General features: G+C 64.5%; 14 protein-coding genes. 6 read left to right on the top strand and 8 right to left on the bottom strand.

The annotated features are described in order from the left end of the window. Window positions 1-35: 35 nt before the first annotated feature. Entirely contained in the window at window positions 36-2,882 is a 2,847-nt protein-coding gene (gene rapA / locus BLV18_RS15050) for an RNA polymerase-associated protein RapA (RefSeq protein ID WP_090359631.1), read from the bottom strand. 202 nt (window positions 2,883-3,084) lie between these two features. Here rapA and apbC point away from each other — a divergent pair, with 202 nt between their 5' ends. Then, entirely contained in the window at window positions 3,085-4,179 is a 1,095-nt protein-coding gene (apbC, locus tag BLV18_RS15045) for an iron-sulfur cluster carrier protein ApbC (protein ID WP_090359629.1), read from the top strand. Between the two features lie 126 nt (window positions 4,180-4,305). Here apbC and BLV18_RS15040 read toward each other — a convergent pair whose 3' ends face one another. Then, window positions 4,306-4,515, bottom strand: coding sequence for a cold-shock protein (locus tag BLV18_RS15040; RefSeq protein ID WP_049862192.1), 210 nt, complete (start codon window positions 4,513-4,515; stop codon window positions 4,306-4,308). 324 nt (window positions 4,516-4,839) lie between these two features. Between BLV18_RS15040 and dcd the strand changes: the two genes are divergently transcribed. Together dcd and BLV18_RS15030 are read left to right on the top strand one after the other, a co-directional pair. After that, window positions 4,840-5,406: a dCTP deaminase gene (gene dcd / locus BLV18_RS15035; RefSeq protein ID WP_043185284.1), complete on the top strand. Its 567-nt coding sequence runs from the start codon at window positions 4,840-4,842 to the stop codon at window positions 5,404-5,406. A 97-nt stretch (window positions 5,407-5,503) separates the two neighbouring features. Next, complete coding sequence (locus BLV18_RS15030) at window positions 5,504-5,707, top strand: hypothetical protein (protein WP_049862190.1); 204 nt, start codon at window positions 5,504-5,506, stop codon at window positions 5,705-5,707. 4 nt (window positions 5,708-5,711) lie between these two features. On the opposite strand, the gene pdeM is transcribed toward BLV18_RS15030, so the two are convergent. The 6 genes from pdeM to mnmC all read right to left on the bottom strand — a co-directional run bounded on the left by pdeM (window position 5,712) and on the right by mnmC (window position 15,227). Then, entirely contained in the window at window positions 5,712-6,368 is a 657-nt protein-coding gene (pdeM, locus tag BLV18_RS15025; RefSeq protein ID WP_090359626.1) for a ligase-associated DNA damage response endonuclease PdeM, read from the bottom strand. Further along, complete coding sequence (locus tag BLV18_RS15020; protein ID WP_090359624.1) at window positions 6,365-8,836, bottom strand: ligase-associated DNA damage response DEXH box helicase; 2,472 nt, start codon at window positions 8,834-8,836, stop codon at window positions 6,365-6,367. The genes pdeM and BLV18_RS15020 overlap by 4 nt, the downstream gene beginning before the upstream one ends. Before the next feature lie 86 nt (window positions 8,837-8,922). Then, on the bottom strand, window positions 8,923-10,002 hold the full coding sequence (locus tag BLV18_RS15015) for a lipocalin-like domain-containing protein (RefSeq protein ID WP_425272627.1): 1,080 nt from the start codon (window positions 10,000-10,002) through the stop codon (window positions 8,923-8,925). Continuing rightward, the gene (locus BLV18_RS15010; RefSeq protein WP_244156871.1) at window positions 9,992-12,463 is read right to left on the bottom strand and encodes an ABC transporter permease; all 2,472 of its coding nucleotides are present in this window, start codon (window positions 12,461-12,463) and stop codon (window positions 9,992-9,994) included. Before BLV18_RS15010 ends, BLV18_RS15015 begins: the two co-directional genes overlap by 11 nt. A 1-nt stretch (window position 12,464) precedes the next feature. Continuing rightward, window positions 12,465-13,133: an ABC transporter ATP-binding protein gene (locus tag BLV18_RS15005; RefSeq protein ID WP_090359621.1), complete on the bottom strand. Its 669-nt coding sequence runs from the start codon at window positions 13,131-13,133 to the stop codon at window positions 12,465-12,467. 90 nt (window positions 13,134-13,223) lie between these two features. Then, complete coding sequence (gene mnmC, locus BLV18_RS15000; RefSeq protein ID WP_425272626.1) at window positions 13,224-15,227, bottom strand: bifunctional tRNA (5-methylaminomethyl-2-thiouridine)(34)-methyltransferase MnmC2/FAD-dependent 5-carboxymethylaminomethyl-2-thiouridine(34) oxidoreductase MnmC1; 2,004 nt, start codon at window positions 15,225-15,227, stop codon at window positions 13,224-13,226. Window positions 15,228-15,374: 147 nt separating this feature from the next. Between mnmC and BLV18_RS14995 the strand changes: the two genes are divergently transcribed. The 3 genes from BLV18_RS14995 to BLV18_RS14985 all read left to right on the top strand — a co-directional run bounded on the left by BLV18_RS14995 (window position 15,375) and on the right by BLV18_RS14985 (window position 22,343). Further along, window positions 15,375-19,670, top strand: coding sequence for an NEL-type E3 ubiquitin ligase domain-containing protein (locus tag BLV18_RS14995; protein ID WP_090359619.1), 4,296 nt, complete (start codon window positions 15,375-15,377; stop codon window positions 19,668-19,670). A gap of 21 nt (window positions 19,671-19,691) precedes the next feature. Beyond that, window positions 19,692-21,170, top strand: a complete 1,479-nt coding sequence (gene pap / locus BLV18_RS14990; RefSeq protein ID WP_090359617.1) for a polyphosphate:AMP phosphotransferase — start codon at window positions 19,692-19,694, stop codon at window positions 21,168-21,170. Window positions 21,171-21,335: 165 nt separating this feature from the next. Beyond that, window positions 21,336-22,343, top strand: coding sequence for an aspartate-semialdehyde dehydrogenase (locus BLV18_RS14985; protein ID WP_090359615.1), 1,008 nt, complete (start codon window positions 21,336-21,338; stop codon window positions 22,341-22,343). Window positions 22,344-22,447 lie beyond the last annotated feature (104 nt).

The following is a 22,447-nucleotide window of genomic DNA, read 5'->3' as shown; positions in this document are numbered from 1 at the left end:
CCCCGCAGGCCCAAGCCTGCGAGGCAAGTGATGGATCAGCCTGCGACCAGAACCCGGATCGCTTCCAGGCGCAGAGCAGCCTTCTCCAGCATGGCCAGGCCTTCCTCGCGCTGTTTACGCAGAGCGACCAGCTCACTGTCACGCACGGTTGGATTGACTGCCTGCAGAGCGGTCAGGCGGGCCAGTTCTTCATCCGTCTCGGCGGCCAGGCGATGTTGTGCCTGGGCCACGCGTTCGGCATGACGGGGCGCAATCTTGCTTTCACCGGCAGTGATGCGCGGAGCCAACACATCGCGCTGAGCCTGGATGAACTTGTTGGCGCTGGCCTTGGGCACGCTTTCGAGCTGGTCGTTGAGGGTTTCGAACGACACGCGCGACGCCAGGTCGTTGCCATTGGTGTCGAGCAGGCAACGCAGGGCGGCTGGGGGCAGGTAACGGCCCAACTGCAACGAGCGCGGTGCTACCACTTCGCTCACGTAGAGCAGCTCCAGGAGCACGGTGCCAGGCTTGAGCGCCTTGTTCTTGATCAGCGCCACCGCGGTGTTGCCCATGGAACCCGCCAGCACCAGGTCCATGCCGCCCTGTACCATGGGGTGTTCCCAGGTGATGAACTGCATGTCTTCACGCGACAGCGCCTGCTCGCGGTCGTAGGTGATGGTCACGCCTTCGTCGTCGCCCAGCGGGAAGCTGGCATCGAGCATCTTTTCGCTGGGGCGCAGGATGAGCGCGTTGTCCGAATGGTCCTCGCTGTCGATGCCGAAGGCGTCGAAGAGGGTTTCCATGTAGATCGGCAGGGCGAATTGGTCGTCCTGCTCCTCGATCGCCGCCACCAGTGCCTGACCTTCACCGTCGCCGCCGGAGTTGAGCTCCAGCAGCCGGTCACGCCCGGTGTGCAGCTCGCTTTCCAGCGCTTCGCGACAGCCACGGGCTTCGTCGATCAACGCTTGCCATTCACCGTCGTCGGCGTTTTCCAGCATCGGCAGCAAACGCGGACCGAATTGATGCTGCAACGCGTTGCCGGTCGGGCAGGTGTTGAGGAAGGCGTTGAGCGCGCCGTGGTACCACTGGAACAGACGTTCTTGCGGGCTGTTTTCCAGGTACGGCACGTGCAGCTCGATGACGTGCTTCTGGCCGATCCGGTCGAGACGACCGATGCGCTGCTCCAGCAGGTCGGGGTGCGCAGGCAGGTCGAACAGCACCAGGTGGTGGGCGAACTGGAAGTTGCGCCCCTCGCTGCCGATTTCCGAGCAGATCAGGACCTGTGCGCCGAATTCCTCGTCGGCGAAGTAGGCCGCCGCACGGTCACGTTCCAGGATGCTCATGCCTTCGTGGAAGACCGTGGCCAGGGTACCGGAGCGCACGCGCAGGGCGTCTTCCAGGTCCATCGCGGTTTCGGCGTGGGCGCAGATGACCAGCACCTTGGTGCGCTTGAGCATCTTGAGGGTGTCGATCAGCCATTCAACCCGAGGGTCGAAACGCCACCAGCGCTCGGCTTCAGCGTCCTCGGCCTGGGCCTGGAAGCTGACTTCCGGGTACAGGTCGGCGTGTTCGCCCAGAGGCAGTTCCAGGTATTGGTCCGGGCTCGGCAGCGGGTAGGGGTGCAGCTTGCGCTCGGGAAAGCCCTGCACCGCAGCACGGGTGTTGCGGAACAGCACGCGCCCGGTGCCGTGGCGGTCGAGCAGCTCACGGATCAGGCGCGGGCCGGCTTCCTCGTCGCCGGCATTGACCGCCGCGACCAGGGTGTCGCCATCGGCGCCAAGCAGGCCGTGGATGGTCTGTTGCGCGGTGGTCGATAGCCGACCCTTGTCCAGCAGCTCCTGCACGGCCTCGGCGACCGGGCGGTAGTTCTCGCTTTCGGCGCGGAAGGCGGCCAGGTCGTGGAAGCGGTTCGGATCGAGCAGGCGCAGGCGGGCGAAATGGCTGTCCTGGCCCAATTGCTCGGGGGTAGCGGTGAGCAGCAGCACCCCGGGAATGACCTCGGCCAGTTGCTCGACCAGCGAATACTGCGGGCTGGCCTTTTCCTCGTGCCACACCAGGTGGTGCGCCTCGTCGACCACCAGCAGGTCCCAGCCAGCGGCGAACAGCGCATCCTGGGCCTTCTCGTCTTCGGTCAGCCATTCCAGCGAGACCAGCGCCAGTTGCGCATCTTCGAACGGGTTGCTGGCATCGCTTTCGATGAAGCGCTCGGCATCGAACAGCGCCACCTGCAGATTGAAGCGTCGACGCATTTCCACCAGCCATTGATGCTGGAGGTTTTCCGGCACCAGGATCAGCACGCGGCTGGCGCGGCCAGACAGCAGCTGGCGGTGAATCACCAGGCCGGCTTCGATGGTTTTGCCCAGACCCACTTCGTCGGCCAGCAGTACACGCGGGGCGATCCGATCGGCCACCTCGCGAGCGATGTGCAACTGGTGCGCGATGGGTTGCGCACGCACGCCGCCCAGGCCCCAGAGCGAGGACTGCAACTGCTTGCTGGTGTGTTCCAGCGTGTTGTAGCGCAGCGAGAACCACGGCAGCGGATCGATCTGCCCGGCGAACAGGCGGTCGCTGGCCAGGCGGAACTGGATGAAGTTGGACAGCTGGGTTTCAGGCAGCGTGCATTGCTCGTTCTGCGCATTCAGGCCGTGGTAGACCAGCAGGCCGTCGGCGTCGTCGACTTCGCGTACGGTCAGTTTCCAACCTTCGAAGTGGGTGATCACGTCGCCCGGGGAAAAACGCACGCGCGTCAATGGGGCATTGCGCAATGCATACTGGCGGGTTTCGCCGGTGGCCGGGTAGAGCACGGTGAGCAAGCGACCGTCCTGGGCCAGGACGGTGCCCAGGCCGAGTTCCGCTTCGCTGTCGCTGATCCAGCGTTGCCCCGGTTGATACTGCTGCGCCATGCTGCCTGTCTCCCGCTTTTGAAAAGGCGCTGATTCTAACGGATTGGGGGGCGCAGGGCCAAAGGTATGCTGAATAATCTGGGCGCCGCGCACCGATGCCGTGGACGGCCTGCCGGCGCGCGCGCAAATCCAATCTGCCGGTGCCTGGGCAGACGCGTTAGGATAGCCGCCTGTTTTGCTCAGTCTTTGATCGGGAGTAGCCATGAGCACCGTGAATCGCGCAGCGGTGGAAGCCGTCCTTCGCCAGTACACCGACCCTTATCTGAATCAGGACCCGGTCAGCGCCGGCTGTGTGCAGGCCATCGATATCGACGGCGGGCAGGTGCAGGTCCGCCTGCAACTGGGGTACGCCGCCGGCCTGTTCAAGAACGGCTGGGCCCAGGTGTTGCAGACCGCCGTCGAAAACATCGCCGGCGTCGACCGTGCCCGCGTGCAGATCGATTGCGTGGTCCAGGCGCACAAGGCGCAGGCGCAGATTCCCGGCCTGGCCAACGTCAAGAACGTGGTGGCCGTGGCGTCGGGCAAGGGCGGGGTTGGCAAGTCGACCACCGCGGCCAACCTGGCCCTGGCCCTGGCCCGCGAAGGCGCCCGGGTGGGGATTCTCGACGCCGACATCTATGGCCCCAGCCAGGGCGTGATGTTCGGCATCGCCGAGGGCACACGGCCCAGGGTCAAGGATCAGAAATGGTTCGTGCCCATCCAGGCCCATGGCGTGGAAGTGATGTCGATGGCCTTCCTCACCGATGACAACACGCCCATGGTCTGGCGTGGCCCGATGGTCTCCGGGGCGCTTTTGCAACTGGTCACCCAGACCGCCTGGGACGACCTCGACTACCTGGTCATCGACATGCCGCCCGGCACCGGCGACATCCAGCTGACCCTGGCGCAGAAGGTGCCGGTGGCGGGTGCAGTGATTGTCACTACGCCCCAGGACCTGGCCTTGCTGGATGCGCGCAAAGGCGTTGAGATGTTCCGCAAGGTGCACATCCCGGTGCTCGGCGTGGTCGAGAACATGGCCGTGCACATCTGCTCCAACTGCGGCCATGCCGAGCACCTGTTCGGCGAAGGCGGGGGCGAGAAGCTGGCGTCGCAATACGGGGTCGAGCTGCTGGCGTCGTTGCCACTGTCGATGCTGATTCGCGAGCAGGCCGACGGCGGCAAACCGACCGCAGCGGCCGAGCCGGAAAGCCAGATTGCCATGGTCTATCAGGAACTGGCCCGGCATGTCGGCGCGCGGATCGTCCTGCAGGAAGCCGATGCACCGGCGATGCCCAGCATTACCATGACTGACGACTGATTGCCGTTGAGTGGGCGGCGGGTGCACTGGGTTGCGCTCGCCGCTTTCGCGGAAAGCCGACGAATCACGGGCATAAAAAAACCCCGCCGGTGAGGGCGGGGTCTTTTAGAAGCTGTTCAGCTCAAGTTAGACAACTTGAACTTCTTCAGCTTGCATGCCTTTCTGACCGCGGGTAGCGATGAAAGAGACCTGCTGGCCTTCTTTCAGGCTCTTGAAGCCGTCAGCCTGGATGGCTTTGAAGTGTACGAACAGGTCGTCACCGGATTGTGGAGTGATGAAGCCGAAGCCTTTTTCATCGTTGAACCACTTGACGGTACCGGTTTGGCGATTGGACATGGTGTATCTCCTTGGACAAAGTTAACTGCGGTTCGGGAAGAGCCCTGGCCGAGACTGAGTGCAAAGAGCAGGAAAATTCATGAAGATGTTGGACATCGGGTAGAGATTCTCAGTGACACAAGCAACACAGTGACGCCACCTTAACCCTTTTTCGGGAACGTGCCAATGGTCTTTTGAGGGTTTCTTGCAAATGTTGATCGGCGGCCTCGCGTCGACCTGTGGCAGGTTGGACGGGCATTGGGCGAGGCAGTCTTTGAACCCTGGCGCGAGGCCCGGTAAGATGCCGCTCGGATTCTATTCACCTCGCTATTCAGGACACCCGCCATGAGCATCAAATCGGACAAGTGGATTCGCCGCATGGCGCAAGAACACGGCATGATCGAACCCTACGTCGAACGCCAGGTGCGCGGCGAGGGCGCCGATCGCGTGATTTCCTTCGGGGTGTCCAGCTACGGCTACGACGTGCGCTGCGCCGACGAATTCAAGGTGTTCACCAACATCAATTCGGCCACCGTCGACCCCAAGAATTTCGACGAGAAGAGCTTCGTCGACATCAAGAGCGACGTCTGCATCATTCCGCCGAACTCCTTCGCCCTGGCGCGCACCGTCGAGTACTTCCGCATTCCGCGCAACGTGCTGACCATCTGCCTGGGCAAGAGCACCTACGCGCGTTGCGGCATCATCGTCAACGTCACGCCGCTGGAGCCTGAATGGGAAGGGCACGTGACCCTGGAGTTCTCCAACACCACGACGCTGCCGGCCAAGATCTATGCGAATGAAGGGGTGGCGCAAATGCTGTTCCTGGAGTCCGACGAGGAGTGCGAAGTCTCCTACAAGGACCGCGGTGGCAAGTATCAAGGTCAGCGCGGCGTCACCCTGCCGCGTACCTGAAACCGGCGATGGGCGAACTAGTTGCCCATTTCCCACTCCATATGAGTGAACTCCCCGGCTTGCTTACCGTAGGCCGGGCCATCGCTCAGGAGTGTCTATGAAAATCGACCCGACTATCAGTGCTCAACTGGCTCAGCTGCAACCCAACCAGATTGGCATACTTGCCTGGTCGCTTCTGGCCGACTCTTACGGCCACATGGCCGGTGGAGTACCCGGCCAACCCGATCCTGATACCCCGCAGCCGACCGAACCCGGCAGCCCGACCATACCCGACGAGCCTCCGCCCGCGCCTGTGGCCTGATCGCTCAGGCGACCTGCCAGACGCCACCGTCGCCGACCACGTACACGCGCTGGTCGGCGTCGTTGTTCATGTTGAATCCGCCGGTGAACGCGCCGAAGGCCGGTAGCAAGCTGACCTTTGCGCCCAGCAGGTAACACGGCAGCCGCAAGCTCTGTCGGCCCCGCCCATGCAGCCGGTACACAGGGTGTATGTGTCCGGCCAGTACGTGCAGTGCCGGATGCGCGTCCGGCTCGTGTTGCAGTGCGAACGGCCCCATTTCCAGAGGTTCTGTCACCACGTCGAAACGCAGCTCGGGCGGCGGGTCGCCTGCGCGTTTGTCGTGGTTGCCTCGAATCAGCGTGATGCGCAGATCTGCGACTTCCGCACGCCAGGCGGCCAGCGCGCCCAGCGTTCCTGCCGAGTGCGACCCCGGTGCGTGAAGAAAATCGCCCAGGAAGATCAGGTGCCGGGTCGGGTATCTTCCCATGATCCGATCGATCACCTGCAGGTTGCTGGCGGTGGTGCCATGGGGCACGGGTTGCCCCAACTTGCGGTAGGCGGCCGCCTTGCCAAAGTGCGCGTCGGCGATCAGCAGGACTTCACGTTCAGGCCAGTAGATGGCCTTTTTGGCCAGCAACCAGAGTTCGGCACCCGCCAGTTGTACGCTGCAATACTCACTCATCCTGCGGCTTTCTCCAGGTCGCCGACCATGCGGCGGATACGATCGGCCAGCTTCTCCGAGCTCAGGCTTTCGCGGAAGCGTTCCACCAGCAGCGGAAAGCCCAGCGGTGTGGGGCGCTTGACGGCGTGCAGATCCAGTCGACGGCTGGCGATCTGTTCCAGCACGTGTTCCAGTCGCTCGACTTCGAGCTCCTGTTTCAGGACCTCTTCCTGGGCCTGGGTCAGCAGCAGGTTGCCGGCGTCGTATTGCTTGAATACCTGGAAGAACAGACCGCTGGAGGCCTGCACCTGTCGGGTACTTTTTTGCGATCCGGGATAGCCGCCGAAGACCAGCCCGGAGATACGCGCAATCTCGCGAAAGCGTCGCAGGGCCAGTTCGCCGGCGTTGAGGCTGGCGAGCACGTCGCTCAACAGATCCTGGGCGCTGAGCAGCGCCGGGTCCAGTTGAGTGGCCCAGTCCACTTCGGTAGCGCTGAGCAGCTCCAGGCCGTAGTCGTTCACGGCAATGGAGAAGGTCAGGGGTTGGCGTTGGGCCAGGCGCCAGGCCAGCAGACTGCCTAGCCCCAGGTGCACCTGGCGACCGCCGAAGGGGTAGAGGAACAGGTGCCAGCCCTCACGCGACTTGAGGGTTTCCGCCAGCAGCGTGGTTTCGCTGGGCAACGCCGACCATTGCTGCTGTACGTCGAGCAGCGGGCGTACGGCGCGCATCTCTGGGCTGTCGTACTCGCCGCGGGCGGCGGCGCCCAGTTTTGCCACGAGGGCGTCAGCCAGTTCGCCGGACAGCGGCATGCGGCCGCCATTCCAGCGCGGCACGGCAGCCTTCTTGGCGGTGCTGCGCTTGACGTAGGCGGTCATGTCCTCGACCCGTACCAGCTCCAACTGGCGCCCTGCGAAGAGGAACCCATCGCCCGGCTTGAGACGGGCGATGAAGCCTTCCTCGACACTGCCCAGAGAGCGCCCGCCGCCGCCCTTGCTCCAGTATTTGAGTTGCAGGCTGGCATCGCTGACGATGGTGCCGATGCCCATGCGATGACGGCGGGCCAGGCGCGCATCGGGCACGCGCCACAGGCCGTGCTCGTCCGGCTCGACTCGGCGGTAGTCCGGATAGGCCGTCAACGAGTGGCCGCCGTAGCGAACGAACGCCAGGGCCCATTGCCATTCATCGTCGCTGAGGTTGCGGTAGGCCCAGGTCGTGCGCACCTCGGCCAGCAGTCGTTCGGGCAGGAAGCCGCCACCCAGGGCCATGCTGACCAGGTGCTGGACCAGCACATCCAATGGTTTCTCCGGCGATTCCCGCGGCTCGATGCGCCGCTGTGCGACCGCATCGTGGGCCGCTGCCGCTTCCACCAGTTCCATGCTGTGGGTCGGTACCAGGGTGACCCGCGAAGCACGGCCCGGGGCATGTCCGGAGCGGCCGGCTCGTTGCATCAAGCGCGCAATGCCCTTGGCCGACCCGATTTGCAGCACCCGTTCCACCGGCAGGAAGTCGACCCCCAGGTCCAGGCTCGAGGTGCACACCACCGCCTTGAGCTGGCCATCCTTGAGCGCGCGCTCGACCCACTCGCGCACCTCACGCGACAACGAACTGTGGTGCAGGGCGATGATGCCCGCCCAATCCGGACGGGCGTCGAGGATCGCCTGGAACCAGATTTCGGACTGCGCGCGGGTGTTGGTGAACACCAGGCAGCTGCTGCTGCGATCGATTTCGGCCACCACCTGATCGAGCATGCGCAGGCCCATGTGACCGCCCCAGGGAAACCGCTCGATGGCCGCAGGCAAGAGGGTGTCGACCTCGATGGTCTTGGCCTGGGCTCCCTGTACGCTGACGCTGGGTTGGCCGGGTAGCAGAACTTCCTGCGCATGAGCCTGGTTGCCCAAGGTGGCTGAAATACCCCAGACGATGAGTTGCGGATTCCACTGCCGCAGCCGCGCCAGTGCCAGTTGCAGCTGCACCCCGCGCTTGTTGCCGATCAGTTCGTGCCATTCATCGACGACAACCATCGCGACGCTGCTCAATTCTTCGCAGGCCTTGTCGCGGGCCAGCAACAGCGTCAGGCTTTCCGGTGTGGTCACCAGCGCCGACGGCAGCCGACGGGTTTGCTTGGCACGGTCGCTGCTGCTGGTGTCGCCGGTGCGCAGGCCCAGGCTCCAGCCGATCTGCAATTCGTCTACCGGTACCTGCAGGGCGCGCAAGGTGTCGGCGGCCAGGGCGCGCATGGGAGTGATCCACAACACCGTCAAGGGTGCCATGACGGGCTTGCGTTTGCCTTTGGGTATGACGGGACCGGCCTTGGCGAAACGTTGCAGGGCGGCGAACCAGACCGCGTAGGTCTTGCCGGCACCGGTGCTGGCGTGAAGCATGCCCGACTCGCCGCGTTTGACGGCGGCCCAGACGTCCTTCTGGAAAGGAAACGGCTTCCATTGACGGCTGGCGAACCAGTGTTTGGCAAAAGCGCTGGGGGTCGGCATGCCTTGACGGAGCGTCCTGAGGTATTTGTACAAGGACCGCTGCGACGCCGGTTGGTTTGATATTTGTACAAAAAGCCGTGCGTGTATCAGTATCCGGTCATTTCCAGATAGCCTTCGCCGCCGTGGCTCCCGGTCAGGGTCACCGGGCCTTCCCAGTAGGGCGTGCCTACCGCCATCCAGGCCTTGGGGTTCAATGCCGTGGTTTCCACATGCAAGGCATGGCTGGGGATGTCGATGGCCCAGCGCGTGGGCACCTGCCTGCCGGCCACACGGGTGTCCTGCAGTGGGCGCAGGCTGATGCTGCCCGGTGCCAACGGCGTGCTATGGCCCTGCGCGTCTATCCAGTTGCCGCTGAGAAAATGTTGTTCGCCGGCGCCACGCAGACGAAACACCATCAACTGCTGGCCGTCGTCCAGGTGCAGGGAAAACCAGTCCCAGCCGGACTGATCGGCGGCCAATGGTTGGCTGCTCCATTCCCGGTCGAGCCAGGCACGGCCCTTGACCTGATAGCGCTTGCCTTCGATCTGCACCTGCCCGGCTGCGCTGAAAAATGGCTGGCTGTAGTAATACGAAGCCTGCCCGGCATCGGACTTGCGGCTGTAGCCCTGCTCGCCCTGAAGTACCAGCGCACGCTCGCTGGTCAGTGCCAATTGGTAGGCGAAGCCCTGGCCTTGGGCCTGCACGTCCATGGCCGCCAGGCTGTCCGCAGCGCCCGGCTGGCTGCGCAGGTGCCAATCGTCGATCCAGGCGTTGAACGGTTTGACCTCTACACCCGCCTGGCCGATACCACCTCGGGCCAAGGTCTGCGCGCTGTAATGACCAGTCGCCGAAGTGAGTCCGGCATGACCGATCCACAGATTGCGGTTGTTCCAGCCGGACGCCGTGCTGCCCGGCGCCAGGGCGCTGCGGAACAGTGTCCACTGCACACCGAAGCGCTGGCCCTGGTCGTCTTCGAGGTTGGCGGTCAGGTACCACCATTCGATGCGGAAGTCCGGGTGGGCGCCATGATCGGCTGGAAAGCTGAAGACCTTCCCCGGCTTGACCTGGGCGAAGTCGCCAGCCTGTCCGCCCAGTCCGGCGAAACCGGCCGGCGGCGGCGTCGGTTCGCACCCGCTCACTGCGAACGATACAGCCAGCAACAGGGTTTGGATCAGCTTAGCGTTCACTGGCCATCACTCGCAGCAGGTCGGTGGGTTGGCTGCGTTGCAGACGCCGCATGGGCCAGGCCGAAGCCAGCATCGCGGCGATCAGTGCCAGGCCGCACAGTTGCAGAATCTGCAGGGGAAACACTTGCAACGGCAGGCGCCAGCCGAAGGCCTGCACATTGATCACCGCGACCAGACACCAGGCGAGCAGAATGCCCAGCGGCACGGCGAGCAGCAAGGTCAAGAGGGCCAGGATCAAGGTCTGCGCCACACTCAACAGAATCAGCTGGCGACGGCCGACACCCATGGCCCACAGCGGTGCAAGCTGGCCCAGGCGACTCTGACTCTGGGTCAGCAAGCCAATGAACAGGGCGACCCCGGCCACCCCCAGCGTCAGCGCATTCAGCGCGGCGGTGGCGCTGAAGGTGCGTTCGAAAACCTGCGAGGCCCAGCGCTTGAGTTGTTGCTGCTCCACCACATGGCTGTCGTCCAGGCCGAACGCTTGCTGCACTTTGTTTTTCAGCGAGGCAGTATCAGCCTCGGCCATACGCAACGCGAAACGCGCGGGGGGAGTACCCGGCCAGTGACGCTGGAACTGCTCGGCACTGACCAGGATATGCCCCTTGGGGTTGCCGTAGTCGGCGTAGATACCTACCACCGTCGGGTTCCATTGTCCCTGGGCGGCGGGCAGTGTGAGCCGCGCGCCGATGCCCACATTCAGGCGGCGGGCCAGTTGCTCGCTGAGCATCAGGTTGTCGCCGGAAAACAATTGATCCCACGGGTTGCCGGCGGCCTGTTCGAGCAGCGGCCAGTGCTGGCGATAGAGAGGAGCATCGATCACCGCCGCCAATTCGGTTGGCCAGCCTTGCTGACGGATCTGCATTTCCCAGCCGGGCAGGACCTGCTGCACTTCATTCTGTTGCTGCAACCATTGCTGCAACGCCTGAGCCTGCTCGGGGTGTTGCGGGCGCAGGTACAGCTCGGCGCTCAGGCGCTGTTCCAGCCAGCCGCTGAAGGTCTGGCGGAAACCCTCGGTCATGCTCGCGGCGCCAATGTTGGCGGCCAAGGCCAACAGCAGCGCCATGAGCGCCAGGCTCAGGCCAGGCAACTGCTGGCGACAGTCGGCAAGAAACCATTGTCCCAGTACGCCCCAACGACGCCGGGCAAGCAGGGCGAGGACAGTGCTGAGCAGGACCGGCAGGGCCAGTGCCGCCGCCAGCAAGAGGCTGCCCATCAGCACGAAGCCACTGGCCAGACCGTTGCCGAACACGGCACACGCCAGCGCCAATACGGCTGCCCCCGCAGCCACCACGGCCTGACGCCGCAGCCATTGGCGATGGGCCTGATGCCAGGCTTCGCCGCCAGACAAAGACAGCAGCGGCAGGCGTGCGGCGCGCCACAGGCTGTCGGCACCGGCCAGCAGTACGCCGCCCAGGCTCAGCGCAAGGCCTGCCAGCCACCACGACGGACTCAGGTTCAATTGCCCGGCGACTTCCGCGCCATACAGACCGCGCAGGCTGGCGGCGACGTCCGGCAGCAGCAGGCTGGCCAGTCCGTAGCCACTGGCAATGCCGGCCAGACCACCGAGCAGCGCCAGCAGGCCCAGCTCCAGCACCAGGGCCAGCACCAGCAAGGCGGCGCTCACGCCACAGGCGCGCAGGGTGCGCAGCAGGGCGCGGCGCTGCTCCAGCGCCAGGCCGATTGCGGCGTGGACGATGAACAGACCGACCACGAAGGCCAGCAGGCCGAGGGCGGTCAGGTTCAGGTGGAAACTGTCGGTCAGGCGGGCAAGGTCGCCATCGGCGTCGCTGCGGTTGATCTGCAGGCGATCGGTATAAGCCTCGGGAAGGGCTTGCTGGAACGTCCTGGGCAGCAGCAGTCGGCTCAACTGGTCGGGCATCTGCAGGACCGTCTGGGCCGCACCGATGTCCATCAGCAACACCCCGGGTGCTGCCTGGGCGCGTGTCTGCAAGGGGGGCAGCGTGCTGCCGTTGCTGGTCTGCAGGCGCGCGCCTTCCTCGGCGCCCAGTTCGCGCAGGGTCTGTGGTGCCACCCAGGTTCGGCCAGGTGCGCCGATGAACACGCTCAGCTCATCCACATTGGGCACCGCGCCCGCCACGGGACTGCCCATCGGTAGCGTCAGGGGTTCGATCCCTACCACCTGCAGGCGCAGTTGCGGGCGGGAGGGCAGGGTGATTCGACCTTCGAGCACGGGCGAGACCGGCCAACCCTGCAGGCGCAGGTCAACGAAGGTCGATTGCGCCAGCTCTGCGCCGTCGCGTGCCACGATGCTCGCCTGGGCCTGCCCGCCGATCATCTGACTGGCCAGTGCATAGCTCTGCCGCGCCTGGCTGTTCAGCGCGAGTACACCGGTGAACAACGCAGTGGCCAACCACAGGCCGGTGATCAGTGCCACGCCCTGGACCGGATGCCGGCGCCAATGGCTGAGCAGGCTGCTCATGGTCCAGTACAGCACCGCCACGTCAGCGATCCGACCCGGCGACGATGCGGCAGGCCTTGAGCACCACGCGATGTTCAAGGCGCGCGGCCACCAGCGGGCTGTGAGTCACCATCAAAAGCGTGCTGCCCGTGGCTTGCAGCAGCTCCAGCATCAGGTCCAGCGCCTGTTCGCTGGTGGCCTCGTCCAGATTGCCGGTGGGCTCGTCGGCCAGCAACAGCGGCGGGCGCGAGGCCAGGGCGCGGCCCAGGGCCACGCGCTGCTGCTGCCCGCCGGACAGTTGCTCGGGGTAGCGCTGCAACAGGGCCGACAGGCCCAGCCGTTCGGCCAGCTCACGCTGCCAGGCGGGGTCCAGGCGTCCGGCCAGACGGGCCTGGAAGGCCAGGTTATCGGCCACGCTGAGGCTGCCGATCAGGTTGAATTGCTGGAAGATCAGACCGATGTCGCAGCGCCGCCAGCGTGCCAGTTCCCGCTCGCTCATCTGGGTAAGCACCTGCCCGGCGGCTTCGATTCGTCCGCTGTCGGCGACATCCAGACCGGCCACCAGATGCAGCAGGGTACTTTTGCCGCTGCCCGATTCACCCATCAGGGCCAGGCTGGCGCCACGCTCCAGGTGCAGGTCGATACCTTGCAGCACGGGCAGCGGGCCTTGCGGTGTGGAGTAGGTCTTGTGCAAACCCTGAATACGCAACATGGGCTGGTTTCTTCATGACGGTGAAGCCGCGACGCTCACGCCTCGGCAGCGAAGGGGGCTGTGACTGTGAGTACCGGCCCCCGAGCAGGTTCAAGCTTTGTTGCGTATCAGGCGCCGCAGCGCGAAGCGATTCGGATGACACGCCCAGGCCACCTCGCGTGGCAGCGGCAGAGGCTCGTCGTCCAGCCAGGCAGCGATCAGTTCACCCGACAGCGGGGCAGTGATCAGCCCCCGCGAGCCATGCCCGCTGTTCACGTACAGCCCTGGCAGCCACGGGCAAGGCTGCTCGGGCACCTGACGGGCGTCCTTGGCCAGGATCGCAAAGCGCTCGGCGAAGGCCTGAGCGTCGGCCACCGGCCCGATGATGGGCAGGTAGTCAGGGCTGGTGCAGCGAAATCCGGCCCGGCCTTGCAGTTGCTCGATAGGCATTGAGGCGCTGTCGATGCGACTCGCCAGATCCGGGGAAATGGCCTCGAGCAGCGCCAGGTTGTCGCGGTTGTCGGCCTGGGTCGGTGTCAGGTCGTCGCTGTGGAAATCGAAGCTGGCGCCCAGCGTGTGTTCGCCCGAACGGGCAGGGGCAACGTAGCCTTCGGCGCAGACCACCGTCGACAGCGCAGCGCTGCGCGCCGTTTCGGGCAGGCGGGTGATCTGTCCGCGAATGCGCTTGAGCGGCAGCGTGGCGGTCTGGGCAAAGGCCCGGACCTGGGCGGCGCAAGTCAGCACGGCCACCGGCGCACTGGCCAGGTGGTGGTCACCGTCGAAGGCCTGCCATTGACCGTCGAGGTAGCGCAGTTCGGCCACGTCATGATGGCGCAGCAAGGTGATGCGAGGATGGCGGGCCAGATGCTCGCACAGCGCCGGCGGGTGGACCCAGCCACCTTCAGGGTAGAACAGACCGCCGCTGGGCAGTTCGACACCTGCCTGCGCTTGGGCTTCGAGACGATCCAGTTGGTGCAGCAGCTCAGGCTGGAATGCATCGGCCAGCTGCTGCTGGCGCTGCGCTTCCTTGTCATCGAAGGCCAGTTGCAGCACGCCGCAGGCATCCCAGTCGTGCCCGCGTTGCAGTTGTTCGAGCAGGCGACGGGTGTGGCCGAAGCCGGCAAGGATCAACTGCGAAAGCGCCGTGCCGTGGGCTGACAGCTTCAAGTACAGCACGCCCTGGGGATTGCCCGACGCTTCCTGGGCGAGCTCGGCATGCCGTTCGAGCAACGACACGCGCCAGCCGCGCGCCGCCAGGCTGGCTGCGGTGGCGCACCCTGCCAGGCCGGCACCGATGACCAGCGCGTGGCGCTCCCCCGTGACCGGCTTGGGGCGGGCGAACCAGGGCTTGGCCGCAGGCGCAGGCGCGCCGCTATCGCCCAGGAACACGCCTCGGGACACATGCCATTTGTTGCCGATGCCCGGCACCCGTTTCATCTTGAAGCCGACCGCCGCCAAGCCGCGGCGCACCCAGCCGGTACTGGTGAACGTTGCCAGCGTCGCCCCGGGCGCCGCCAGCCTCGCCAGCTCGGCGAACAGCTCGGGGGTCCACATGTCGGGGTTGCACGCCGGGGCGAAACCATCCAGAAACCAGGCGTCGACCTGGCCCTCGAGGCATGGCAGCTGCTCCAGCGCATCGCCGATCAGCAGCGTCAGGGTGACCCGGCCGCCGTCGAAGATCAGCCGCTGGAAGCCTTCATGCACGGCCACATACTGCCTCAGCAATGCGTCGCTGTAGGCCGACAGCTCCGGCCACAGGGCCAGGGCACGGGTCAGGTCTGCGGCGCTCAGGGGGTATTTTTCCACGCTGATGAAATGCAGACGGGCGCCCGGTGCGGCCGAGGTGGCGAAACATTGCCAGGCGCAGAGAAAACTCAGCCCGGTGCCGAAGCCGGTCTCCCCGATCACCAGACGACCGTCGTCCGGAAGGGCGGCGAAGCGTGCGGCCAACTGATTCTGCTCGATGAACACATGGCGGGTTTCGGCCAGGCCGTCGGCGGCGAAATACACGTCGCCAAAGGCGCGCGATCGAGGGTGACCGGTGTCGGTCCAGTCCAGCTGGGCGAGAAGGCTCGGGGTTTTCATGACGGCTTCGGCAATGGGCAAGGGGGGCATTGTAGCTCGCCCGCTTCACTTCGCGGGTGCATCGGCGGGTGAACTGCAGCACACCTGATGGCCGTCCTCAGGTGGTGATTAATACGCGTCCCGAAGGGCATCGCACTCGCTACCGTGCACGTTCCCCTTCTCGGCAAGGAGCCGACCATGCAAACGATCTATCCTCCAATGAGTCAAGCCAGCAATACTAGGGACAGCCGACACGCGCGCATCGTCGCGCAACGGCTACCCGACTGGCTGACTCAGGCCAGTCCGGCGATGCGCCAGGCCATGAGCGCCAGCCAGAACGAAAGCCATGCTGCCAAGCTGGCGCTCGCGCCTGTGCTTGCCAGGCTGCGCGACGTCACCGAGTTCTGCGCGGAGCAGGTCAGGGAGGCGTTGCGCACCCAATTCCAGCTCGATATCGATCCAAAGCGCCACACGCTGGTACGAGCAATGCACAACGTCGGAATGGGTTTCAGTCATCGGTGGCCCATCGAGCAGAACCTGCTGGTTGCCGCGATGCAGAATTTCGAAGCGAACCTGGCGTTTCCCGCAGGTTCGATGGTACTGCCTGTCGGGGGCATCGAATACGTCACTGCCGGCAAGAACATCGATTTCCGGGCCCGCAGCGACACGCCGGCGGTCGACCTCGATCCGAAGCGATTCGCCACGATGTGTCGCAGCCTGGACCTGGGCCAGCGTTACCAGACCCACCTGGATACGGTATTCAAACCCCAAGAGAACCCCGAACAGGTCACGGCGCTGTTCAAACGCAACGATCGTGCTCATTTCACGGTGCTGGCCCACATCGCCCGTCTGCGTGGTGACGTCGAGGAAGACGGCTATCGCATGCTGCTGCAGATCGCGGAAGGCAGCGCGCCGACCTGGGCGGGCAGTGCCGTGCGTTATCACTGGCTTCGTTTGCTGGGCAGTCCCGACTTCACTGCCGTCTCCCTTTATGGTGTGCAACTGATCGAGTCGACCGTGGACGGCCGCTGTGTCGTGCTGATGCCAGGCGAACCCAACCATCCGATCAAGCAATACGCGTCGTTCCAGGCCTTTGCCGACCAGTTGGGTGAAAAGCTGAAGGAGAGTGACTACCGAGCCTATGTCACCACCTTGGCCGGCGAGAAGTTCGCGACCCCTTTCAGCGAGCGCCTGTCGCAGCGGCTTCAAGGCTCTGCAGGGGGGTGGCGTGAGCATCTGAACCTGGAAAAACGCCTGGTAGTGGGCGATCTGTTCGAGTTACAGCACAGTGACCGCTTGATCAAGATCTACCAGGACGCCCGCGTGATAGCGGTGCCGACCGCTGATGAGGACGCCATCACGCTGGAGCGCGAGCGTAGGCGTTACCTGAATGCCGGCATGACCTTGCTCAATATCGCCAGTCTGCTGATCCCGGCGTTGGGGACGGCCATGCTGACGTGCGCTGCCGCGCAGTTGCTGCATGAGGTGTTCAGCGGTATCGACGATTGGCGCCACGGCGACGACCATGCCGCCTTCACCCATGCCATGGGCATTGCCGAGAACCTGGCCACCATGGCGGTGTTTGCTGGCGCTGTGCACGCTGGCACCACATGGATCGCGCCCAAGGTACCCGAGGTGGTCGCCGATACGCAGTTGGCGGAGCTGGTGCCGGTGACGCTCGCCGATGGTCGCCATGATCTCTGGCGCCCCAACCTGGACGACTATGTCGCCGCGCAGCCCTTGTCAGCCGACCTGCTGCCCGATAGCGACGGCCTGTATCACGAGGAAGGGCGCGACAGCGTGGTCATTGACGAGCGGGTCCATGACATTCTGTTCGACGATCTGCACCAGCAGTGGCGTATTACCCATCCGCGCGAGACCGATGCCTATCGGCCGCTGATCGAGGAAACCGGTGCCGGTTGGCGCTTGGCCGTCGAGCAGCAACTCGAACCGCGTGGTGCAACGCTGCGTGATCGCCTGAGCTGGTGTTCGTCAGGCATGACTGAGCAGGATATCCATCATGCGCTGGCCAGCACGGGACTTGAGCCAACGTCGCTGGACGCAATCTATGTCAAGGCCGACAAGCCCGCCGCCCTGCTGGTAGATACGGTGCAACGCTTTGCCTTGCATCGCCAGGTGCAAAGCGCCGGACTTGCCGGTACCGCTGCAGCAACCCGTTTCGAAACGCTCTACGACGCTACCCACTTTGGCAGCGGGCCCGCGAACCAGCTGATCCGTCGAGATTTTCCCACCCTCAGCGTAGCGGCCGCCGAAGAGGTATTGCTCGATGTACCGCCTGGCGAACAGGCGCAGATGGTCTCCACTCGACGCATCCCTTTGAAACTGGCCGAACGCGCACGTGCCTACCAGCAGTGTCAGCGACTCAACCGCGCCTTCGAGGGGCTGTGCTTCAGCGTGGCGCAGTCGGTGGACAGTGTGGAGCTGGCGGAGGCCGTAAAAAAGGTGCTCGGCCAGAATGCGCAAGCCGACGCGGTACGTGATTACGCCTTTGCCCATCGCGATGCCTGCGCTCGCTGGCTGGGACAGACACCCTTGTCGGAGAACTACCGGGCACCGATGCGCGACGGCTACGGTCGGGTTGGTTATCCGATGAGCGGACGGCGCGAGGTAGCCCTGTCGCGCCGGGTATTGGTGGCGCGCATTCGCCGCCTCTACCCTGGCACCAGCGAGTCGGCAGCACGAGAGTTGTTGGGGCTTTACGAGCAAACCGGCATGAGCCGCGCCGATATAATGCAGGGTTTGGACAACCTCACCTACGAGCGCAATCAGATGCATGCCCAATTGGATGCATGGTCGCGACAACCGGCCCCCGCCAATCTCCCGGCGCGGTACAACGCCAGCAGCGGCGATCTGGTCTATTACCGCGCCGACGTCACGGCGCGCCTGGACATTGCCTGGCGGCGCCAGTTGCCTTCCGAGCGAGCGTCCAACGGGTTCAACTATTATCTGAACCTGACCTACGTACCTCTGTTGGGGTTTCCTGCCTTGAGCGCGGACCTGCGTTTCGTCACGCATCTGAACTTGACCGGTAGCACGGTCGATGCCCCGGCGCTGACCAACCTGCTCGGCAGTTTCACGCAGTTGCGTAGCCTGACCCTGCGTGAATGTGCAATCGCCCATCTGCCCGAAGTGGTCGACCGGCTGACCCAGCTCACCGAGCTGGACCTGACCTTGTGCAACCTTACCATTGATCAGGCGCTGCTCGACCGGCTCGGTCAGTTGCCCAACCTCAGCGTGCTGACCCTGAGCGGCAACACCCTCGGGCAGATCGCCACTTCCACCGGCTTCACGCGGCTTCAGCAACTCAATCTGGCAGGTATGACATTGCCACTCTGGCCGCTTTGGGCTTCGCGCCTGCCGGCGCTGCGCACCTTGAACCTGTACCGCACGCGGTTGCGCCACATCCCCGATTCGGTCTTTGCCGAGCCGCTGGAGGCCAATGGCGTCGACGTCTTCATGGATCGCAACGCACTGGATCAGGCGAGCCTGCGTCAGCTCGAACGCTCCAGGCCGCACCGACGCTTCCAATTCTTCGCCCATCGGGCCAATGACGTTCGTCCCTCCCGGGTTGGACGGCCTCTGGTCGATGCCTGGCTACAGGGTGCCAACGAGATCGAGCGCCGTCACCGCGCCCAGCTATGGCAAGGGTTGGTGGATGAAGAGGGTTCCGATGCCTTTTTGCAGTTGATCGACAACCTGCGCCGATCGCCGGATTTCACCCGCGACGCGGCCGACCTGACGCAGCGCGTCTGGAACGTGATCGTGGGTGCTTCGGCGCACCGTCAATTGCGCCAGCGCCTCTACACCATGGCGCAGCAACTGGACACCTGCGTGGACGGAGAACGGTTGATGTTCAGCGACATGGAGGTGCAGGTCCTGCAGCACGATGCGCTGCAAGGCGCGACCTGGACCCAGCGTGGTCGGCGCCTTTACGAGCTGGCCCGCGGCTTGTTCCGCCTGGATCGACTCGAGCATGTCGCCTTGCGCATCATCGCCGAACGACGTCGCCTGGGTGTGGGCGTCGATGAAGCGGAAGTGCGCATGGCGCTGCGCACCTATCTGGCACGTCGGCTGGCGCTACCGGGACAACCGCAGAGCATGGCCTACGCCGCGACGGCACGTATCGGCGTGGACGTCTACGACGCCGCCCAGCAGCAGGTCCTGCAGGCCGAGACCGAGCCGGCGTTCACCACGTTCATGATCCGCCAGTCGTTCTGGGTCGACTACCTGCGCGAACAGCATGCGACCACGCTGGAGCGACGCCTGGCGCCCTTCGCCGACGAACTCACTGCGCTCGATGACAGCCAGGAGCCGGGCAGCAGTGGGGATTACCTGCGCCGCGCCAACGACATCGCTCGACGTCGCGAGGAGGCCGAGAACACTCTGCTTGGCGAACTAACCTTGCTCGAGCAGGTCGGCTTCAATAGTGATACACAGCGTAGCCCCGAGCCCAGCGAGGTTCAGCAAAGCTAACCGACGAGGAATGCCTGCCCCATGTTCGAATCTGCCGAAATTGGTCATGCCATCGACAAGGACACCTATGAAGCGCGCTTGCCAGCCCTGCGCGAAGCGCTGCTGGAGGCTCAGTACGAGCTCAAGGAGCAGGCGCGCTTTCCGGTGATCGTGCTGATCAATGGGGTCGAAGGGGCCGGCAAGGGCGAGACGGTCAAGTTGCTCAACGAATGGATGGACCCGCGCCTGATCGAGGTGCGGACCTTCGACGACAAGACCGACGAAGAACTCGCCCACCCACCGGCCTGGCGCTACTGGCGTCAGTTGCCGGCCAAGGGCCGCATGGGCGTGTTCTTCGGCAACTGGTACAGCCAGATGATCCAGGATCGCGTCCATGGCGATATCAAGGACGGCCGTCTGGAACAAGCCATCAACGGTGCGCAGCGGCTGGAGCGGATGCTCTACGACGAAGGCGCGCTGATCTTCAAATTCTGGTTCCATCTGTCCAAACAGCAGATGAAGGCGCGGCTCAAGTCGCTGCGTGACGATCCATTGCACAGCTGGCGAATCAGTCCGCTGGACTGGCAGCAGTCCAAAACCTACGACCGCTTCGTGCGCTTTGGCGAACGCGTGGTCCGCAGGACCGACCGCGACTATGCGCCGTGGCATGTAATTGAAGGTGCCGATGCCCACTACCGCAGCCTGGCGGTTGGACAGATCCTTCTGGAGGGTTTGCAGGCCGCCCTCAAGGCGCCTGCCAAACCCAAGGCTCAGGCTGTGGCCACTTTGGGCGAGAGCATCGACAAGCGCAGCCTGATCGGCAGCCTGGACCTGAGCAAACAACTGGAAAAAGACGATTACGAACGCCAACTGATCGCCGAGCAGGCACGTCTGGCCGGGCTGATGCGCGACAAGCGCATGCGCCGTCATGCCTTGGTGGCCGTGTTCGAAGGCAACGATGCGGCCGGCAAGGGCGGTGCGATCAAACGCGTCGCTGCGGCACTGGACCCGCGCCAGTACCACATCGTGCCCATCGCCGCGCCCACTCAGGACGAACTGGCCCAGCCCTACCTGTGGCGGTTCTGGCGCCAGCTGCCGGCGCGCGGCAAATTCACCGTATTCGACCGGTCCTGGTATGGCCGGGTACTGGTGGAACGGGTCGAGGGTTTTTGCAGTGCGTCTGATTGGATGCGTGCCTACAGCGAAATCAACGACTTCGAAGAACAACTCACCGAGGCCGGCGTGGTGCTGGTCAAATTCTGGCTGGCCATCGACGAGCAGACCCAGCTCGAGCGCTTCAAGGAGCGCGAGCAGATCCCCTTCAAGCGTTTCAAGATCACCGAAGACGATTGGCGCAACCGTGAGAAATGGAGCGCCTATCGCGATGCCGTGGGTGACATGGTCGACCGCACCAGCAGCGAGGTGGCGCCCTGGACGCTGGTGGAGGCCAATGACAAGCGTTGGGCACGGGTCAAGGTGCTGCGCACGATCAACGACGCACTCGAGGCGGCGTTCAAATGAGGCGCGTGTAGGAGCAGTCCGTGGCCGCGAAGGACGGCCCCGGTGGTCCGAAAAAACCGTGGCATCTGCTTTGCGGCCGATGAGCGCAGTTGCGAGGGCAGCGCGGACAAAACGGTCGATAACCGATAGAGTGCGCGGCCAGTTCATACTTCGAGGACCCTGCCCATGCCCCAGACTTTCGACATCGCCGTGATCGGCGCCACCGGTACGGTCGGCGAAACGCTAGTGCAGGTGCTGGAAGAACGGGACTTTCCGGTCGGCGCGTTGCATCTGCTGGCCAGTAGCGAATCGGCTGGCGCGTCGGTGGCGTATCGCGGCAAGAACGTGCGTGTGCGTGAAGTCGATCAGTTCGATTTCAGTCTGGTCAAATGGGTGTTTTTCGCAGCCGGTCCCGCAGTGACCCGCAGCTTGGCCCCGCGTGCGACGGCGGCCGGTTGCACGATTATCGATCTTTCGGGCGGCCTGCCGGTGAACGAGGCGCCCAATGTGGTGCCGGAAGCCAACGCCGCCATACTGGCCGATCTACCGGTGCCCGTGCAGGTGGCCAGCCCCAGCGCCGCCGCCATTGCCCTGGCCGTGATCCTGGCGCCCCTGCGCGCTGTGCTGGATCTCCAGCAGGTCCACGTCACGGCGTGCCTGGCCGTGTCGGCCCTGGGCCGCGAAGCGGTCAGCGAACTGGCCCGGCAGACTGCCGAACTGCTCAATGTACGGCCGCTGGAGCCGCGCTTCTTCGACCGCCAGATGGCCTTCAACCTGCTGGCGCAGGTTGGCACGCCCGACGCGCAGGGCCATGTGCCGCTGGAACGCCGTCTGGTGAGCGAACTGCGTGAGCTGCTCGGCATGCCGACCTTGAAGATCTCGGTGACCTGCGTGCAGGCCCCGGTGTTCTTCGGCGACAGTTACAGCATCGCCTTGCAGAGCGGCACCAGGCTGAACCTTGCCGCCGTCAACCAGGCCCTGGCGACAGCGCCGGGTATCGAAACGGTGGAAGACGACTACCCTACAGCGGTGGGCGATGCGGTGGGCCAGGACATGGTGTACGTGGGCCGTGTGCGTACCGGCATCGATGATCCCCAGGCGCTGAGCCTGTGGGCCACGGTGGACAACGTGCGCAAGGGTGCAGCCTTGAATGCGGTGCAAGTGGCCGAGTTGTTGATTAAAGGTCATGGCTAAAAGATACTTGCCGACAATTTGCAGAGGGTTGGCACGCTTTGCCCAGCTGATCGCGTGTAACAGTCGTTCGTGCGACAGTGCAAGCTTCTTCTCGCTTGCCGAGG

The sequence above is a fragment of the Pseudomonas coleopterorum genome (genome assembly GCF_900105555.1).
GTDB classification, from domain to species: Bacteria; Pseudomonadota; Gammaproteobacteria; order Pseudomonadales; family Pseudomonadaceae; genus Aquipseudomonas; species Aquipseudomonas coleopterorum.
The sequence above is the reverse complement of the archived record's forward strand: the minus strand, read 5'-3'. Positions and strand labels throughout refer to the sequence as shown.

What these genes read in the sequence shown, in the direction of transcription:
- BLV18_RS15040 (WP_049862192.1), bottom strand. Translation starts at nt 4,515, where the DNA reads ATGTCCAATCGCCAAACCGGTACCGTCAAGTGGTTCAACGATGAAAAA.
- dcd (WP_043185284.1), top strand. Translation starts at nt 4,840, where the DNA reads ATGAGCATCAAATCGGACAAGTGGATTCGCCGCATGGCGCAAGAACAC.
- BLV18_RS15030 (WP_049862190.1), top strand. Translation starts at nt 5,504, where the DNA reads ATGAAAATCGACCCGACTATCAGTGCTCAACTGGCTCAGCTGCAACCC.
- BLV18_RS15020 (WP_090359624.1), bottom strand. Translation starts at nt 8,836, where the DNA reads ATGCCGACCCCCAGCGCTTTTGCCAAACACTGGTTCGCCAGCCGTCAA.
- BLV18_RS14985 (WP_090359615.1), top strand. Translation starts at nt 21,336, where the DNA reads ATGCCCCAGACTTTCGACATCGCCGTGATCGGCGCCACCGGTACGGTC.
- rapA (WP_090359631.1), bottom strand. Translation starts at nt 2,882, where the DNA reads ATGGCGCAGCAGTATCAACCGGGGCAACGCTGGATCAGCGACAGCGAA.
- mnmC (WP_425272626.1), bottom strand. Translation starts at nt 15,227, where the DNA reads ATGCCCCCCTTGCCCATTGCCGAAGCCGTCATGAAAACCCCGAGCCTT.
- pap (WP_090359617.1), top strand. Translation starts at nt 19,692, where the DNA reads ATGTTCGAATCTGCCGAAATTGGTCATGCCATCGACAAGGACACCTAT.
- BLV18_RS14995 (WP_090359619.1), top strand. Translation starts at nt 15,375, where the DNA reads ATGCAAACGATCTATCCTCCAATGAGTCAAGCCAGCAATACTAGGGAC.
- apbC (WP_090359629.1), top strand. Translation starts at nt 3,085, where the DNA reads ATGAGCACCGTGAATCGCGCAGCGGTGGAAGCCGTCCTTCGCCAGTAC.
- BLV18_RS15005 (WP_090359621.1), bottom strand. Translation starts at nt 13,133, where the DNA reads ATGTTGCGTATTCAGGGTTTGCACAAGACCTACTCCACACCGCAAGGC.
- pdeM (WP_090359626.1), bottom strand. Translation starts at nt 6,368, where the DNA reads ATGAGTGAGTATTGCAGCGTACAACTGGCGGGTGCCGAACTCTGGTTG.